Consider the following 15,495-nt stretch of genomic DNA (forward strand, 5'->3'; position numbering starts at 1 on the left):
CAGCGGACGATAGCGAGCGGGGGCTGTGCGCACCGGGATGCCGGCGCGCACCGCCCCGAACGGGTCAGCCCGATACGGCCTCGCGCTCCCGCGCGGCCAGCTCGCGCTTGAGCACCTTGCCCGCGGCCGACACCGGGATGGCGTCGATGAAGACGACGTCGCGCAGCCGCTTGTAGGGGGTGACCCGGTCGTTGACCGCGGCCATGACCGACCCGGCGGTCAGCGCCCGCCCGGCGTCGTCGTCGCGGCGGACGACGTAGGCCACCGGCAGCTCCCCGGCCTCCTCGTCGGGCCGGCCGACCACCGCCGCGCCGGCCACCCCCGGCACGCCGAAGAGCAGCTCCTCCAGTTCGCGCGGGAACACGTTGTAGCCCTTGTAGAGCAGCATGTCCTTGGTGCGGTCGACGATCGAGAGGTAGCCGTCCTCGTCCAGGACGCCGACGTCGCCGGTGTGGAACCAGCCGTCGGGGTCGATCGACTCCGCCGTCGCCTCGGGCCGGTGGGCGTAGCCGCGCATGACCTGGGGGCCGCGGATGCACACCTCGCCGCGCTCGCCCACCGGCAGCGGGTCCCCGCCGCCCAGGGGCCGGACGGTGATCTCGGTGTCGAAGACCGGCACCCCCACCGAGCCGGCCTTGCGGGTGCCGGAGCGGAACGAGGGGTTGCCGGTGGCCATCATCGTCACCTCGGTCAGGCCGTAGCCCTCGCCGATGACCGCGTTGGGCAGCACCGCCTGCAGCCGCTCGATCAGCGGGACCGGCAGCGGCGCGGCGCCGCTGGACACACCGCGGACGTGCGACCAGTCGGCCTCCGCGAAGCCGGGCACCTGCAGCAGCGCGACGAACACCGGCGGGGCGCCGCCGATGCTGGTCACCCGGTACCGCTGGGCGTCCTCCACGTACCGCACCGGGTCGAACCGCATGTGGACGACGGTCGTGGTGCCCGCCACGACCATGCCGTTGAGGTAGCCGATCGCGCCCATGGCGTGGAACCACGGGGTCAGGTTGACCAGCGTGGCCCTGCCCAGCCGGATCGGGTGCTCGTCCTCGCCGAGCACCTGGCGGATCGTGACGTCGCCGGCCTCGTCGAGCTCGGGCAGCGAGCCCGACGTCCAGCACGCCGACTGCAGCACGTTGGTGACGACGGCGCGGTGCGGCAGCTCGACGCCCTTGCTCACGCCGGTGGTGCCGCCGGTGTAGGCCAGGTGGGCGAGGTCGGCGGCCGGGTCGAGGGCGGCGTCGAGGTGCCGGTCGGTCGGGTCGGCGGCCAGCAGGTCGGCGAGGTCGACGTCGGTCGCCTCCAGCCCGTCGAGGCGGGCGGCGAGGTCGAGGGTGTGCGCCTCGCCGGTGACCACGACGGTCCGCACCGGGGTGGCGGCCAGCGCGGGGCGCACGAAGGGCAGCACCTGGTCCCAGGTGACCAGGACCTTCGCACCGGCGTCGGTGAGCTGCGCGGCGAGGTCGGCGGCCGGCAGCAGCGGGTTGGTGGGGGAGAAGACCGCCCCGGCCATGACCACGCCGTAGTAGACCGCCGGGTACTGGCGGCAGTTCGGGATGTGCACGGCCACGACGTCGCCGCGGCCCACCCCGTGGTCGGCCAGCCAGTTGGCGACGGCGCAGGCGCGGCGGCCCAGCTCCTCGAAGGTCAGCTCGACGTCGTGGTCGACGAACGCCGTCCGCGTCCCCCAGCGGCGCACCGCCGCACGCAGGACCGACCCGACCGGCACCAGCGGGTAGTCCAGGGAGCGCGGCAACCCGGGCGGCCAGCTGGCGGCGGTGGGGGTGGGCGCGTCCTGCGTGGCGGTCATGCGGGTCCTTCCGTCCGGGGTGGTTCCACGACAGCGTGGCCCAGCTCACAGCGCCTGTCGAGCACCCTCCGGTGCCGGGCGACCGCGGCTTGCGACGATGGCCGGGTGAGCGACCAGCGCAGGGCCCTCGTCCTCGGCGGGGGCGGCATCACCGGCATCGCGTGGGAGGTCGGCCTGCTGGCGGGGCTGGCCGAGGCCGGCGTCGACCTGACCGGTGCCGACCTCGTCGTCGGCACCTCCGCCGGCAGCGTCGTCGGCGCCCAGGTGACCAGCGGGGCGGACCTGGAGGAGCTGTACGGCCGCCAGCTCGAGCCCCCGACGTCGGAGCGCGCGGCCCGGATGGGACGGCGGGCGCTGGCGGCCTTCGCCTGGGCGGTGCTGCGCAGCCGCGGCAGCGGCACCGCGTTCCGCCGGCGGATGGGGGCGCTGGCGCTCCGCGCCGAGGCCGCCGGCGCGACCCCGTCGGAGCAGGAGCGGCTCGACGTCATCGGCTCCCGGCTGGTCTCGCGGGAGTGGCCCGAGCGGGCGCTCACCGTCACCGCCGTCGACGCGGTCACCGGCGGGTTCCGCCCCCTCGACCGCGACTCCGGCGTGCCGCTGGTACACGCGGTCGCGGCCAGCTGCGCCGTCCCCGGCGTCTACCCGCCGGTGACGATCGACGGTCGCCGCTACGTCGACGGCGGGGTGCGCTCGGCGGCCAACGCCGACCTCGCGGCCGGGTACGAGCGGGTCGTCGTGCTGGCGCCGATCGCGCGCGGCGCCGGGCCGATGACCAGCGTGGACGCCCAGGTCAGCGGCATGGGAGCGCGGGCCGCCGTCGTCTCGCCGGACGAGGCCGCCCGCCGGGCCATCGGCCGCAACGTGCTCGACCCGGCGGCCCGCCGTCCCTCGGCCGAGGCCGGCCGGGCGCAGGCGGCCTCGGTGGCCGGGCAGGTCGCCGACGTCTGGTCCGGGTGAGGGCAGGGGCCGCCGGCCGGCCCGGAATGGAGCCGGCCGGGGCCGTGGTTGGTCCCGGCGTGAAGGTGGAGATCTGGTCCGACGTCGTCTGTCCCTGGTGCCACATCGGCAAGCGCCGCTTCGAGGCCGCGCTGGCCCGCTTCGCGCACCGGGACGCCGTCGAGGTGGAGTGGAAGGCGTTCGAGCTCGACCCGGGCGCACCCTCGGCCGCCGCCGGTGAGCCGGTGACGCCGACGGAGTACGCCGAGCGGCTGGCGCGCAAGTACGGCACCTCGGTGGCCGGCGCGCAGCAGATGACCGACTCCATGACCCAGCAGGCCGCCGCCGAGGGCCTGGACTTCCGCTTCGACCGGGCGGTGCGCGCCAACACCTTCGACGCCCACCAGGTGCTGCACCTGGCCGCCGAGCGCGGGGTGCAGGACGGGGTGGAGGAGCGGCTGCTGACCGCCTACTTCAGCGAGGGCGAGGCCGTGGGCGACCGCGAGACCCTCGTCCGGCTGGCCGCCGAGGCCGGGCTGGACGCCGACGAGGTGCGCGCCGCACTGACCGACCAGCGGTACGCGGGTGCGGTGCGGGCCGACGAGGCCGAGGCGCAGGCGCTGGGCATCAGCGGCGTGCCGTTCTTCGTCGTCGACCGGAAGTACGGCGTCAACGGCGCCCAGTCGGCCGACGTCCTGCTGCAGGTGCTCGAGCGGGCCTGGGCCGAGCGCACGCCGCTCATCCCGGTCATCAGCGGCGGCGAGGTCTGCGGCCCCGACGGCTGCTCGGTCCGACCGGGCGCCTAGGGCAGGTGTCGCCGTTCGCACCGGGGACCGGGGCGGTCGCGAGTCCCCGGTCGGCGGTGAGGAGCGCACGCCCCGGCGTCTCGGCGAGGGCGGCGTAGGTGGCGTCGTAGGCGGTCAGGTCCGACCGGAGTTGCCAGATCCGGGGGAGCAGCGGGGTGTGCGGGTGGCGCTCGATCCCCAGGAGTGCCAGGTCGTCGACGGCCTCGGCGGCTCGATCGGCACCGACGGCCCCGGTGGCGGTGAGCCTGCGCAGCCCTGAGGCGACCTCCACGTCGACCAGCGCCGGTGCGTGCAGGTCGTCGGTCCGCACGAGGTCGTGGAGGTCGGCGGCGCGTCCGCCGGTCTGCAGGAGCAGGCGCAGGACCACGGAGGCGTCGAGCACGACGGACACCTCAGCGCACGTCGCGCTCGGCGTGCACGGCCGCGACGATCCGCTCGGAGTCGACGGGGACGTCGGCCCGTGCCGTCACGCGCGACAGGAACTCCTCCGCGGTCGGTCGCCGGGCCAGCCCGCTGACCTCCCTGCGGAGGTACTCGGACAGCGACAGCCCGGCGCGGGCTGCGCGCACCCGCAGGACCTCGTGCACGTCGTCCGGGACGTCCCGGACCTGGACCGTCCTGGGCATGCAGGCAGTCTGCGTGCGGTGCATGCGACGTGCACCCACCGACGCGTCAGACCACCGGTTCGGCGACCAGCGAGCCGGCCGAGTGCTCCTCCCGCAGGCGGGTCTTGAGCACCTTGCCGCTGGGGTTGCGCGGCAGCGCGCCGACGACCGAGTACTCGCGCGGGTTCTTGTAGCGGGCCAGCCGCTCGCGGCACCAGGCGGTGAGCTCCTCGGTCGTCGGCGGGTCGGCCGGGTCCCGCGGGGCGACGACGGCCAGCGGCGCCTCGCCGTAGCGCGTGTCGGGGACGCCGATCAGCGCCACCTCGGCCACCTTCGGGTGCGCGGCCAGGACGTCCTCGACCTCGGCGCAGTACACGTTCTCGCCGCCGGTGATGATCATGTCCTTCTTGCGGTCGACGACGTAGAGGTAGCCCTCCTCGTCCTGCCGCACCAGGTCGCCGGAGTGGAACCAGCCCCCGGCGAACGCCTCGGCCGTCGCCTCGGGCTTGCCCCAGTACTCCTTCATCACCATCGGGCTGCGGTAGACGATCTCGCCGACCTCGCCCTGCGGGACGTCCTGCATCGCCTCGTCGACCACGCGCACCTCGACGTTGAGCATCGGCGTGCCGACCGAACCGATCTTGCGCACCGAGTCCTCGCCGCGCAGGAAGGTGGTGACCGGGCTGCACTCGGTCTGCCCGAACGCGGTGACCACCTCCGCCTGCGGGAACGTGTCGATCATCGTGCGCAGCAGCGTCGTCGAGGCCGGGGCCGCGCCCCACGAGATGCGGCGCAGCGACGACAGGTCGCGGTCGGCGATCCCGGGGACGGCGACCACCGCGGCCCACATCGCCGGCACCAGGAAGATGCTGCTCACCCGCTCCCGCTCGATGAGGTCGAGCGTGGCCACGGGGTCGAAGCCGCCCGAGCGCAGGACGACGTGCGTGCCGCCGAGCAGCAGCGGCGGCAGGCCGCCGGCCAGCCCGGCGATGTGGAACAGCGGCGCGCCGGGGACGGCGACCCGGTCGTCGGGGTCCCAGCCCAGGTGGGTGACCTGGCTGAACACGTGCATCAGCAGGTTGCGGTGGGTGAGCACGGCGCCCTTGGGCCGGCCGGTCGTGCCCGAGGTGTACATGATGAACGCCGGCGCGGACTCGTCGACCGCCACCTCGAGGGGCTCGGCGCCGGCCGCGGCCAGCGCCGCCTCGAGCTCCTCGCCGATCGTGAGCACCGTGGTCACCCCGGGCGCCTGCGCGCGGGCCTTGGCGCCCACCTCGGCCAGCGCGGCGTCCACCACCAGCGCGGTCGCGCCGCTGTCGGTGAGCACGTAGGCCACCTCGTCGGCCACCAGCCGGAAGTTGACCGGCACCACGACCGCGCCCAGGCGCACGCCGGCCAGGTAGGTCTCCCAGGTCTCGAGCCCGTTGAGCGCCAGGACGGCGATCCGGTCGCCGGTGCCGACGCCGCGGGCGGCCAGGGCGCGGGCCAGGCGGGTCACCCGCTCGTCGAGCTCGGCGTAGGTGCGCCCGGTCCCCTCGAAGCGCAGCGCCACCGCCTCGGGGGTCCGGCGGGCCCAGCGGGCGAGCTGGTCCGACGCGGTCATGCCGCGTCCGGCGAGGTTGGGGACGTCCACGGGGCCTCCTCGGTCGGGTGTGACCCGCGTCATGCTGGTGGGGGCGGGCGAGGGCGGTCAAGCCTGACCGTTGCCGTCCTCCCCGGCCACCAGCAGCCGGGCGGCGAGGCCCTTCCACAGCGCCACGTGGGGGTCCGTGGCCGCCGGGCGCTCGGCGAAGGCGTAGACGCAGGCGACCCCGCGCATGCTGGTGAACAGCAGCTCGCACACCTCCGCGTAGCGCGGTGCGGCCGCGACCTCCGGCCCCCAGATGCCGTCGGCCACCCGCCGGATCGCCGCGCGCAGCCGCCGCTCCTCGGTCCGCAGCGCCGCCCGCAGCCCCGGGTCGGTGCGGGCCGCCGTCCACAGCTCCATCGCCGCCCAGAACGGCGGCTCCTGGAACGTCGCCCACATGAGGTCGATCGCCCGGTCGACCCGCTCGGGGCCGGGGGGCTGGTCGGCCATCACCGCCGCGGCCCGCGCCTCCACCTCGGCCAGCAGCGTGGTCGACAGGTGCCCGGCCGCGGCGACGAGCAGCTCGGCGCGGGACGGGAAGTGGTGCAGCAGGCGCCCGCGGGACACCCCGGCCCGGGCCTGGACGGCGAGGGTGGAGGCGCCGGCGTAGCCGTCCTCGACCAGGCAGGCCACGGCGGCGTCGAGGATCAGCGCCCGGCTGCCGGCCGTGCGCGCCGAGCGGCTGCGCCGCGGCGCGCCGGACGGGACGGGGTCGGCGGTCACCCGCGGCAGGGTAGGCCCCGGCCGGGCCCAGGAACAGTCACCGTTGACCGTCGTGGGGGAGCGCTGCCACGCTGCCGCCGGACCGCTCGACGACGGAAGGCGCACCCGTGGACTTCGACGACACCCCCGACGAGGCCGCCTACCGGGCGCGTGTCCGGGCCACGCTGGAGGAGCACGACGCCGAGCTGCTGCACGTGCGGCCGGGGGAGTCGGCGGACGCCCGCCTGCGCGAGGCCGAGCTGCGCACCACCCAGCGGGTACTGGCCGAGGCCGGCCTGGTCGGCGTCACCTGGCCGCGGGAGTACGGCGGGCAGGGCGGCACGCTGGTGCAGCAGGCGATCGTGGTGCAGGAGCTGGCCCGCGCCCGGGTGCCCACGCTCATCAACCACATCGGCCTCGGCATGTGCGGGCCCACCGTCATCGCGCACGGCAGCGACGACCAGCGCGCCCGCTACCTGACCCGGCTGCTGCGCGCCGACGACGTCTGGTGCCAGCTGTTCAGCGAGCCGGCCTCGGGCTCGGACCTGGCGGCGCTGCGCACCTCGGCCGTCCGCGACGGCGAGGACTGGGTGGTCAACGGCCAGAAGGTGTGGACGACGCTCGCGCACGTCGCCGACTTCGGCATCCTGCTCACCCGCACCGACCCGGCGAAGCCCAAGCACGCCGGGCTGACGATGTTCGTCGTCGACATGCACGCCCCCGGCGTGACCGTCCGGCCGCTGCGGCAGATGACCGGCGGCGCCGACTTCAACGAGGTCTTCTTCGACGACGTCCGCATCCCCGACGCCGAGCGGCTCGGCGAGCCGGGGGAGGGGTGGCGGGTCGCGCTGACCACGCTGATGAACGAGCGGGTGGCCATCGGCGGGGCCGGCAGCGACATCGGCCAGTCCGCCGAGGCGCTGGCCGCGCACGCCCGTGACCGGCTGCCCGCGCTCGGCGCCGACCAGCAGGCGCTCGCCCGCCAGGCGGTGGGCCGGGCGCTGGTGGCCGCACTGGCCAGCCGCTACACCGGCTACCGCCGGTTCACCGCGCTGAGCAAGGGCGGCGTGCCCGGCCCGGAGGCAAGCGCCGGCAAGCTCGGCGGCACCGCCGCGGCGCGGCTGGTGTCCGATGCCGGCGTGCGCCTGCTCGGCGACGAGGCGGTGCTCGGCGCCACCGCCGACGGCGACGAGACCTGGCAGAGGGCGCAGGCCCACGTGCCGGGCATCGCCATCGCCGGCGGCACCGACCAGGTGCTGCGCAACATCCTCGGCGAGCGGGTGCTGGGCCTGCCGCCGGAGCCCCGGACCGACAAGACCGCCCCCTTCGCGAGGTGACGACGGTGGACTTCGACCTCTCCGACGACCAGCGCGACGCCGCCGCCGGCGCCCGCGCGTTCTTCACCGGCTCGGTGTCCACGGCGGCCGCGCGCGCCGCGCTCGAGGGCACCGGGGCTCCCGCGCCGGGCCGCAAGGCGCTGGCCGACATCGGCTTCCTCGGCATCACCGTGCCCGAGTCGGCCGGCGGCGCGGGCGGCAGCGTGCTCGACCTCGCCGTCGTCGCCGAGCAGGCCGGTGCGGTGCTGGCCGCGCCGTCCCTGGTGACGGCGGCCCGCGCCGCGGTGCTGCTGGAGTCCGCGCCCGACCTGGCCGCCCAGCTCGCCGACGGGTCCACCGCGCTCGCCGTCCTCGACGGGCCGGTGACCGGGTCGGCGCCCTCGATCGACGCCGCCGACGCCACCCTCTTCCTCGGCCTCGACGGCGGCACCCTCGTCGCCGGCGAGGGCGAGGTGGTGCCCGGGCGGCCGCTGGACGCCACCCGCGGCCTGGCCTCGGTGCGGCTGACCAGCCGCCGGGTGCTGGCCGAGGACGCCGGTGAGCTGTGGGCCCGGGCGCGCGCGGTCGGCGCGGTGGCGCTGGCCGCCGAGGACCTCGGCGCGGCCGACCGGGCGGTGCAGCTGGGCGTGGCCTACGCCAAGGAGCGCGAGGCGTTCGGCCGGCTGATCGGCTCCTACCAGGCGGTCAAGCACATGCTCGTCGACGCGTGGGTCGGCGTGGAGCAGTTGCGCTCGCTGGTGTGGTGGGCGGCGTGGGCCGCCGACGCCTCGCCCGCCGAGCTGCCACTGGCCGCCGCGGCCGCCAAGGCCTACGCCGCCGAGGCCTTCGAGCGGGCCGCGGAGACCCTCGTGCAGGTGCACGGCGGGATCGGCTTCACCTGGGAGCACGACGCGCACCTGTACTGGCGGCGGGCCAAGGTCGACCGGCTGCTGCTCGGCGACGCCGGCGAGCACCACGACGCCGTCGCCCGCCTGGCCCTCGCCGGCGCCCTGGGGTGACCCCCACCCAGCTGCGCTACGAGGTGGCCGACCGGGTCGCGACGATCACGCTGTCGCGGCCCGACCGGCTCAACGCCTTCACCGCGGTCATGGCCGCCGAGCTGGCCGAGGCCGCGGCCGCCGCTGACGCCGACGACGCGGTCCGGGTGGTCGTCGTCACCGGGGAGGGCCGGGCGTTCTGCGCCGGCGCCGACCTCACCGCCGGCTCCGGCGGCCTGGGCGACCGCGCCCGCGGCGCGGCCTTCGACGACCCCGCCGGCCGCGGCACCGTGGGCGGCCTGCCCCGCGACTGGGGCGGGGTGGCCTCGCTGCCCTTCGCCGCGCTGCGCAAGCCGGTGATCGCCGCGGTCAACGGCCCGGCGGTGGGCATCGGCGCCACGCTGACCCTGCCGATGGACGTCCGGATCGCCGCGGAGTCGGCCCGCTTCGGCTTCGTCTTCACCCGCCGCGGCATCGTCCCGGAGGCCGCCTCGTCGTGGTTCCTGCCACGGGTGGTCGGCATCAGCCAGGCGATGGAGTGGGTGGCCACCGGCCGGGTGTTCGACGCCGCGGAGGCGCTGCGCGGACGGCTGGTGTCGCGGGTGGTGCCCGACGCCGAGCTGCTGCCCGCCGCGCACGCGCTGGCCGCCGAGATCGCGGACAACACCAGCGGGGTCGCCGTCGGCGCGGCCCGCCAGCTGCTCTGGTCGATGCTCGGCGCGCCCTCGCCCTGGGACGCCCACCGCGCCGAGACCCGGGCGCTCGCCGAGCTCGCCACCGGCCCCGACGTGGCCGAGGGCGTCGCCGCCTTCCTCGCCAGGCGGGCGCCGGACTTCACCGCCCCGCTCGGCGACGGCGACGTCGCCGGGGTCCCGCGCTGGCCCGTGCCGCCGGGCGACGCCGAGCCACCCCCGGGGGAGGCGGGGTGGCCGGGGCCGGCCTGACGGCGACCCTGGGCGAGTGCAGTCCGTGAGCCCCGTCCGGGCGTGTTCAGTCGGGGTCGAGGTGGCGCAGCAGGGTCCGCCCGATGTCCTCCATCGCGGCCACCTGCCCGGGGGAGAGCTGGTCGAACAGGTGCGTGCGCACGCTCTCCACGTGCACCGGGGCGGCGGCCTCCAGCGCGGCGAAGCCCTCGTCGGTGAGCACGGCGAGCAGTCCGCGGCCGTCCTCGGGGCAGACCTGCCGGCGCACCCAGCCGCGCTCCTCCAGCCGGGAGACGGCGTGCGAGAGGCGGCTGCGGGAGGACAGGCAGCGGTCGGCCAGCTCGCTCATCCGCATCTGCCGGTCCGGCGCCTCCGACAGCTGCACCAGGATCTCGTAGTAGGCCTGCGGGATGCCGGTGGCGCGCATCAGGTCGCGCTCGAGCCGCTCCTGCAGCAGCTGGGTGCTGTAGAGCCAGGCCCGCCAGGCGCGCTGCTCCCCGGCGTCGAGCCAGCGCGTGCCGTCGTCCGCCGCGCCCGGGACGGTGCCCGGCGACACCTCCGTCGTCATGTCCTCAGGGTACTGGCGGAATAGATGAGCCCTCAACTACGCTTCGTCGGCAGAAGGTCAAACGCTCAACCACCTGGAGTCCCCATGACCAGCACCACCGCCGTCCAGATCCCCGGCTACGTCGCCGGCACCTGGGACATCGACGCCGCGCACTCGACCGTCGGCTTCTCCGTGCGCCACATGATGGTCAGCAAGGTCCGCGGCTACTTCACCCGCTTCTCCGGCGAGCTCGTCACCGCCGAGGACCCGTCGCAGTCGGCGGTCACCGCCACGATCGACATGGACTCGATCGACACCCGCCAGGAGCAGCGCGACGCGCACATCCGCTCCGCCGACTTCTTCGACGTGGGCAACCACACCGAGATGACCTTCCGCTCGACCGCCGTCGTCGCCGACGGTGAGGACTGGACCGTCCAGGGCGACCTGACCATCAAGGGCACCACCAAGCCGGTGACCCTCGCGCTCGAGCTCAACGGCTTCGGCCCGGACGCCTACGGCGGCTACCGCGCCGGCTTCAGCGCCAAGACCTCCATCTCCCGCAAGGCCTACGGCGTCGACATCGACATGCCGATGGACGGCGGCGGCGTCGTCGTCGGCGACAAGATCGACGTCGAGCTCGAGATCGAGGCCGTGCTCCGCACCGCCTGAACAAGGACCACCCCTCCCCCCACGCCTCGCTCCGCTCGGCGCGGGCCCTTGGAGGGTGGGGCGTTCCAGCACGTCACCGGGGCCCCGGACGACCCGGTCGTCCGGGGCCCTCGCGCGTCCTGGCCCACCCCTCCACCGCGAGCCAGGGCGCCGCACGACCCGGTCACCTGATCGTCCCCCGGCGACCCGGGGACACTGGGGGCATGACGACGTCCGTGCTGACCCGCGCCCGCGCCCGGCTGTCCTCCGCCGCCCTCGTCGCCGTGGGGCTGGCGGCCGGCTTCGGCGTCGCGCAGGGCACCGGCGTCCGCGCGCTGGGCGGGGCGGTCTTCGCCGGCGCCGGGCTGGCCGCCGCATACCTGTGGGTGCAGCGCCGCGGGTGGGCCGTCGCCCTCGGCCTGGGCGCGCTCTACGTCGGTGCCTTCGTCCTTGCCCACGTGCTGGCCCTCGGCGTGGGCCTGCCCGCCTGGCTGGCCGTGAGTCTGGTCACGATCGCCGCCGCCGGGGTGGCGTACGCGGTGGCCGACCGCCCGCGGGAGCCGGTCGCCGTCCGCTGAGCACCTAGCATGGGAAGGTCGCCGGGCCGGCGGCCGTTACTCGTGATGCCGCGTGGCGCACTGCCGCGGCGTCCCCGAACCCCCGAGGTGCCCTTCCGCATGCCCACCCGCGACGACCTGCGCAACGTGGCCATCATCGCCCACGTCGACCACGGCAAGACCACCCTGGTCGACGCCCTCCTCCGCCAGGCCGGTGCACTCGGCCGCGCCAAGGGCGAGGGGACCGACGCCGACACGACGCAGGACCGCGTCATGGACTCGATGGACCTCGAGCGCGAGCGCGGCATCACCATCCTCGCCAAGAACACCGCGATCCGGCTGGCCGACGAGGACGGCAACCCGGTGACGGTCAACATCGTCGACACCCCGGGCCACGCCGACTTCGGCGGCGAGGTCGAGCGCGGCCTGTCGATGGTCGACGGCGTCGTCCTGCTCGTCGACGCCTCCGAGGGCCCGCTGCCGCAGACCCGCTTCGTGCTGCGCAAGGCGCTGGGCAAGGGGATGCCGGTCATCCTCGTGGTCAACAAGACCGACCGCTCCGACGCCCGCATCGGCGAGGTCGTCGACGAGACCTACGAGCTGTTCATGGAGCTGCTCGAGGACTCCGGCATGGACGTCGACAACCTCGACTTCCCGATCGTCTACAGCAACGGCAAGACCGGGCAGGCCTCGCTCACCCGGCCCGCCGACGGCACCTCCCCCGACAGCCCGGACCTCGCGCCGCTGGTGAAGACCCTGCTCGACACCATCCCGGCGCCGGTCTACGACGCCGAGGAGCCCCTGCGCGCGCAGGTCACCAACCTCGACGCCTCGCCCTACCTCGGCCGGCTCGCGCTGCTGCGCATCCACTCCGGGACGATGAAGAGCGGCCAGACGGTCGCCTGGTGCCGCACCGACGGCAGCATCAAGAACGTCAAGATCACCGAGCTGCTGGTCACCGAGGGGCTCACCCGCACCCCGGCCGAGAGCGCCGGCCCCGGTGAGCTCGTCGCGATCGCCGGCATCGAGGACGTCATGATCGGCGACACCCTCGCCGACCCGAACGACCCGCGGCCGCTGCCGCCGCTCACCGTGGACGAGCCGTCGATCTCCATCACCATCGGGATCAACACCTCGCCGCTGTCGGGCCGGTCGGGCAAGAAGCTGACCGCGCGGCTGATCAAGAACCGCCTCGACCAGGAGCTGGTCGGCAACGTCTCGGTGCGCATGCTGCCCACCGAGCGTCCCGACACCTGGGAGATGCAGGGCCGCGGCGAGCTGGCGCTGGCCATCCTCGTCGAGCAGCTGCGCCGGGAGGAGTTCGAGCTGACCGTCGGCCGGCCGACCGTGGTCACCAAGACCATCGACGGCAAGCTCCACGAGCCGGTCGAGCGGGTCACCATCGACACCCCCGGCGAGTACGTGGGCACGCTGACCCAGGCGCTGGCCACCCGGCGCGGGCGGCTGGAGAACCTGGTGCACCACGACACCGGCTGGGCGCGGATGGAGTACGTCGTCCCCTCCCGCGGCCTCATCGGGTTCCGCACCGAGTTCCTCACCGAGACCCGCGGCACCGGCGTCCTCAACCACAACCTCGAGGGCTACGAGCCGTGGCTGGGCGAGATGCGCGCCCGCCCGACCGGCTCGCTGGTCGCCGACCGCCAGGGCGTGGCGACGACCTACTCGATGTTCTCGCTGCAGGAGCGCGGCTCGCTCATGGTCCAGCCGGGCACGGACGTCTACGAGGGCATGATCGTCGGTGAGAACTCCCGTCCGGACGACATGGACGTGAACATCACCAAGGAGAAGAAGCTCACCAACATGCGCAAGTCCACCTCCGAGGAGCTGGAGCGGCTGATCCCGCCGCGCATCCTGAACCTCGAGCAGGCGCTGGAGTTCTGCGCCGAGGACGAGTGCGTGGAGGTCACCCCGGCGTCGGTCCGCATCCGCAAGGTGGTCCTCGACCAGACCGAGCGCGGCAAGGCCAAGAACCGCAAGCCCAAGCCGTAGGCCCCACGGCCCCGCCTCGACGGCCCCCGCCCGGTCTCCCGGACGGGGGCCGTCGTGCTGTCCGGGACGGTGTCGTCGTGACCGCGCGGTGACCGGTCGTGATGACGAGCCGGATGGAGCCGACAGGCCCGGCCGCCGTGCACCGGGGCGCGCCGACACGCCGACCTACCGTCGGCGGACGGACCCGGACGCGGGCCCGCGGTACCGCGAGCGGGAGGCCACGAGCTGATGACGACGACCCTGGCAGCAGACGGACGCGAGGGCTTCCGCGGTGGCATCGACGTCCGGGTGAGTCTGCGGGCCGACGTCGGGTCGGGGACCAACGCCTTCGACGGGGCCTGGTTCCCCCGCAGCCGCGACCTCGCCGCCGAGGTCCCCGAGCTGATCGCGGCCCTCGACCGGCGGGGCCTGCGCATCGAGCGGTTCACCTACCCCCTCGACGCCTGGCAGCCGGCGCCGCGCAAGGTCGTCGTCGACGGCCGGGTGGTGCGCACCGGCGGGTTCCGCAGCATGGACCCCGGGGTGGTCTGCCTCAGCTGGGCCGGCGGCAACCGGCGCGCGGACCTGCTCGTCGTCCCGCCGGAGACCGACGTCATCACCGGCGTGCGGGCCCTGCGGCTGTGCACCCGGCGGGGCCTGCCGCGCTCGCCGCAGATGGTGCTGGCCGCGGCCCGCTCGCAGCCGCTGCCCCAGGTGCCCGACCTGCCGGTGACCCGCGCCGTCTGAGAGCCGCCCCGAGGGCAGCCCTGCCCGCCGCGCGATGATCAGGTGACCTGATCGTGCAGCGTCCTACCTGACGTCCCACGGTCGGGTAGGACGCGTTATGACCAGGTCACCTGATCGTCGCCGGCCCCCCGGGACGACGAGGGCCCCGCCCGGCGGTCGCCGGACGGGCCCCTGACGCGTGCGTCAGTCGCGCGGGTCGCTCGGGCGGCCGGCCCGGAGGCTCCGCTCGTAGTCCGCGACGTCGGCGGCGTCCGGAGCGTGCAGTCGCTGCTCCTCCGCCAGGCGGGCGGCCTCGGCGGCCAGGGCGTCGGCGGACTCCTGCGCCCGGTCCTTGCGGTACTGGCGGTAGGAGTGGACGACGGCGGCGGCCCAGATCGCGTAGATCACCGCGTAGACGGCGTAGCGCACCGGGTCGGAGGCGTCGATCCAGTCGCTGCGCAGGAGCGTGCGGGTGTTGGTCAGCACGATCATCCCGCCGACCAGCGAGCCGAGCAGCCGCGGCGGCACGTGCCGGACCAGCCAGGCGGCGATCGGGGCGGCCACCAGGCCACCGGCCAGCAGGCCGAGGGCCCACAGCCAGTTGATGCCCTGCGACCCGAGCGCGAGCAGGAAGCCCAGGCTCGCCGCCAGCGCCACGAGGAACTCGGAGGTGTCGATCGAGCCGATCACCTTGCGCGGCTCCATCCGGCCGCTGGCCAGCAGCGCCGGCGTGCCGACCGGGCCCCAGCCGCCGCCACCGGTGGCGTCGACGAAGCCGGCCACCAGGCCGAGCGGGCCGAGGAACCGCTTGCGCACCGGCTTGCCGATGTTGCGCCGGTCGATGCCGCGGAGGGTGAAGCGGACGAGCAGGTAGACGCCGAGCGCGAGCAGGATCAGCGACATCACCGGGGCGGCGACCTCGGTGGAGAGGCTGGACAGCACGTGGGCGCCGGCGAAGGCGCCGACGGCACCGGGCAGGCCGACCTTGGCGACGACCTTCCAGTCGACGTTGCCGAACTTCCAGTGCGACAGGCCCGACATCAGGCTGGTGCCGATCTCGGCGAAGTGCACGGTCGCCGAGGCGGCGGCCGGGTTGGTGCCGAAGGCCAGCAGCAGCGTCGTCGAGGTGACGCCGTAGGCCATGCCCAGGCTGCCGTCGACGAGTTGAGCGCCGAGGCCCGCGAGGGCGAGCACGATCAGGGTCTTCACGGGGCTGACTCCGAGGAGGAGGCGCCGGGCGCGCGACGGCGCGCCGCACGGCGGTGGTGAACGGGGGCTGGGCGCGCCGACGAGGCGCGGGGGACCGGG

The 15,495-nt window shown here is 75.2% G+C and carries 16 protein-coding genes; 9 read left to right on the forward strand and 7 right to left on the reverse strand.

Annotated elements, in window-relative coordinates:
- Positions 1-64: 64 nt before the first annotated feature.
- On the reverse strand, positions 65-1,807 hold the full coding sequence (locus LY71_RS03990) for a class I adenylate-forming enzyme family protein (RefSeq protein WP_106275665.1): 1,743 nt from the start codon (positions 1,805-1,807) through the stop codon (positions 65-67).
- 105 nt (positions 1,808-1,912) lie between these two features.
- On the opposite strand from LY71_RS03990, the gene LY71_RS03995 reads away from it, so the two are divergent.
- Together LY71_RS03995 and LY71_RS04000 are read left to right on the forward strand one after the other, a co-directional pair.
- Positions 1,913-2,764: a patatin-like phospholipase family protein gene (locus LY71_RS03995; RefSeq protein WP_106275666.1), complete on the forward strand. Its 852-nt coding sequence runs from the start codon at positions 1,913-1,915 to the stop codon at positions 2,762-2,764.
- A gap of 59 nt (positions 2,765-2,823) precedes the next feature.
- Positions 2,824-3,549, forward strand: a complete 726-nt coding sequence (locus LY71_RS04000) for a DsbA family oxidoreductase (RefSeq protein ID WP_211297129.1) — start codon at positions 2,824-2,826, stop codon at positions 3,547-3,549.
- On the opposite strand, the gene LY71_RS04005 is transcribed toward LY71_RS04000, so the two are convergent.
- Genes LY71_RS04005 through LY71_RS04020 form a run of 4 tightly spaced genes read right to left on the reverse strand, consistent with a single transcriptional unit; the run spans position 3,494 to position 6,504 of the window.
- Positions 3,494-3,931, reverse strand: coding sequence for a type II toxin-antitoxin system VapC family toxin (locus LY71_RS04005; protein ID WP_211297130.1), 438 nt, complete (start codon positions 3,929-3,931; stop codon positions 3,494-3,496). The genes LY71_RS04000 and LY71_RS04005 overlap by 56 nt on opposite strands.
- A 10-nt stretch (positions 3,932-3,941) precedes the next feature.
- Positions 3,942-4,175 (reverse strand): FitA-like ribbon-helix-helix domain-containing protein, encoded by a 234-nt coding sequence (locus LY71_RS04010; RefSeq protein ID WP_106275669.1) that lies wholly within the window; start codon positions 4,173-4,175, stop codon positions 3,942-3,944.
- Between the two features lie 46 nt (positions 4,176-4,221).
- Entirely contained in the window at positions 4,222-5,787 is a 1,566-nt protein-coding gene (locus LY71_RS04015) for a long-chain-fatty-acid--CoA ligase (RefSeq protein ID WP_245887648.1), read from the reverse strand.
- Positions 5,788-5,844: 57 nt separating this feature from the next.
- Positions 5,845-6,504: a TetR/AcrR family transcriptional regulator gene (locus LY71_RS04020; RefSeq protein ID WP_106275671.1), complete on the reverse strand. Its 660-nt coding sequence runs from the start codon at positions 6,502-6,504 to the stop codon at positions 5,845-5,847.
- 107 nt (positions 6,505-6,611) lie between these two features.
- Here LY71_RS04020 and LY71_RS04025 point away from each other — a divergent pair, with 107 nt between their 5' ends.
- The 3 genes from LY71_RS04025 to LY71_RS04035 are packed head-to-tail and all read left to right on the forward strand — an operon-like array spanning position 6,612 to position 9,741.
- Positions 6,612-7,820, forward strand: coding sequence for an acyl-CoA dehydrogenase family protein (locus LY71_RS04025; protein WP_106275672.1), 1,209 nt, complete (start codon positions 6,612-6,614; stop codon positions 7,818-7,820).
- 5 nt (positions 7,821-7,825) lie between these two features.
- Positions 7,826-8,818 carry an acyl-CoA dehydrogenase family protein gene (locus LY71_RS04030; RefSeq protein ID WP_106275673.1) on the forward strand — a complete coding sequence of 331 codons (993 nt, stop codon included), beginning with the start codon at positions 7,826-7,828 and terminating at the stop codon, positions 8,816-8,818.
- On the forward strand, positions 8,815-9,741 hold the full coding sequence (locus LY71_RS04035; RefSeq protein WP_106275674.1) for an enoyl-CoA hydratase-related protein: 927 nt from the start codon (positions 8,815-8,817) through the stop codon (positions 9,739-9,741). Before LY71_RS04030 ends, LY71_RS04035 begins: the two co-directional genes overlap by 4 nt.
- A gap of 46 nt (positions 9,742-9,787) precedes the next feature.
- Here the strand turns inward: LY71_RS04035 and LY71_RS04040 are convergent, their stop codons facing one another.
- Positions 9,788-10,288, reverse strand: a complete 501-nt coding sequence (locus LY71_RS04040; RefSeq protein WP_106275675.1) for a MarR family winged helix-turn-helix transcriptional regulator — start codon at positions 10,286-10,288, stop codon at positions 9,788-9,790.
- An 84-nt stretch (positions 10,289-10,372) separates the two neighbouring features.
- Between LY71_RS04040 and LY71_RS04045 the strand changes: the two genes are divergently transcribed.
- The 4 genes from LY71_RS04045 to LY71_RS04060 all read left to right on the forward strand — a co-directional run bounded on the left by LY71_RS04045 (position 10,373) and on the right by LY71_RS04060 (position 14,208).
- On the forward strand, positions 10,373-10,936 hold the full coding sequence (locus LY71_RS04045; protein ID WP_106275676.1) for a YceI family protein: 564 nt from the start codon (positions 10,373-10,375) through the stop codon (positions 10,934-10,936).
- A 203-nt stretch (positions 10,937-11,139) separates the two neighbouring features.
- Positions 11,140-11,493: a hypothetical protein gene (locus LY71_RS04050; RefSeq protein WP_106275677.1), complete on the forward strand. Its 354-nt coding sequence runs from the start codon at positions 11,140-11,142 to the stop codon at positions 11,491-11,493.
- A 99-nt stretch (positions 11,494-11,592) separates the two neighbouring features.
- Positions 11,593-13,482: a translational GTPase TypA gene (typA, locus tag LY71_RS04055; RefSeq protein WP_106275678.1), complete on the forward strand. Its 1,890-nt coding sequence runs from the start codon at positions 11,593-11,595 to the stop codon at positions 13,480-13,482.
- 228 nt (positions 13,483-13,710) lie between these two features.
- Positions 13,711-14,208 carry a DUF5994 family protein gene (locus LY71_RS04060; RefSeq protein ID WP_106275679.1) on the forward strand — a complete coding sequence of 166 codons (498 nt, stop codon included), beginning with the start codon at positions 13,711-13,713 and terminating at the stop codon, positions 14,206-14,208.
- A gap of 183 nt (positions 14,209-14,391) precedes the next feature.
- Here the strand turns inward: LY71_RS04060 and LY71_RS04065 are convergent, their stop codons facing one another.
- Positions 14,392-15,396, reverse strand: a complete 1,005-nt coding sequence (locus LY71_RS04065) for a sulfite exporter TauE/SafE family protein (RefSeq protein ID WP_106275680.1) — start codon at positions 15,394-15,396, stop codon at positions 14,392-14,394.
- Positions 15,397-15,495: the final 99 nt, after the last annotated feature.

The organism is Geodermatophilus tzadiensis, from assembly GCF_003002915.1.
Classification (GTDB): domain Bacteria; phylum Actinomycetota; class Actinomycetes; order Mycobacteriales; family Geodermatophilaceae; genus Geodermatophilus; species Geodermatophilus tzadiensis.

Excerpts from the sequence above, each read along its gene's own strand:
- LY71_RS03990 (WP_106275665.1), bottom strand. The coding sequence starts at position 1,807 with ATGACCGCCACGCAGGACGCGCCCACCCCCACCGCCGCCAGCTGGCCG.
- LY71_RS04010 (WP_106275669.1), bottom strand. The coding sequence starts at position 4,175 with ATGCCCAGGACGGTCCAGGTCCGGGACGTCCCGGACGACGTGCACGAG.
- LY71_RS04040 (WP_106275675.1), bottom strand. The coding sequence starts at position 10,288 with ATGACGACGGAGGTGTCGCCGGGCACCGTCCCGGGCGCGGCGGACGAC.
- LY71_RS04045 (WP_106275676.1), top strand. The coding sequence starts at position 10,373 with ATGACCAGCACCACCGCCGTCCAGATCCCCGGCTACGTCGCCGGCACC.
- LY71_RS04050 (WP_106275677.1), top strand. The coding sequence starts at position 11,140 with ATGACGACGTCCGTGCTGACCCGCGCCCGCGCCCGGCTGTCCTCCGCC.
- typA (WP_106275678.1), top strand. The coding sequence starts at position 11,593 with ATGCCCACCCGCGACGACCTGCGCAACGTGGCCATCATCGCCCACGTC.
- LY71_RS04060 (WP_106275679.1), top strand. The coding sequence starts at position 13,711 with ATGACGACGACCCTGGCAGCAGACGGACGCGAGGGCTTCCGCGGTGGC.